Annotated in this window: 1 pseudogene; it reads right to left on the bottom strand. The window is 43.1% G+C overall.

Annotated features, from left to right (window positions below):
- Positions 1-203 (bottom strand): annotated as a pseudogene (locus tag QMM04_RS23090) (hypothetical protein); the annotation flags it as partial.
- Positions 204-466: the final 263 nt, after the last annotated feature.

Raw genomic sequence — 466 nt, 5'->3', positions numbered from 1 at the left:
ATCAGAGCAATCTCATTGTCTTTAATATAGATTGCGCGCAATTTGCCATTTTCCTTTATCGCCATGGCGCCACGCGTACTGGAACCGCCATAGGCTTCAATAATAAAGTTATTATCGGGCTTGCCGCTTTCGGCGAATGCGGTATTGCACAGACAGGCTGTGGTAATCAGCAAAGTGACGATGCCAGATAGCGCTCTTTGCATAAAAAATTTCAGCCTTTTGATACTCAAGGTTACATGGAGAATCGGTTGTTTACCGTAAGCGAATTACCTTAACAGGGGAGATTGTGGGTCAACAATCCGAAAGCACGGTTGCGGGGTGAAAATTAGGTCAACTCTGAGAAAAAAGCCGCTTACTGAATAAAAGTTATTTAAATTCAATCATGTAAAAACCAGACCTTCTTAATAGCCTCCCTTCGGCCAGAAAATCCCGCATTGACACCGGCTTAAAAGATCATGTTTGCTTC

The organism is Pantoea sp. Pa-EAmG (assembly GCF_030024295.1).
GTDB lineage: Bacteria > Pseudomonadota > Gammaproteobacteria > Enterobacterales > Enterobacteriaceae > Pantoea > Pantoea dispersa.
The sequence above is the reverse complement of the archived record's forward strand: the minus strand, read 5'-3'. Positions and strand labels throughout refer to the sequence as shown.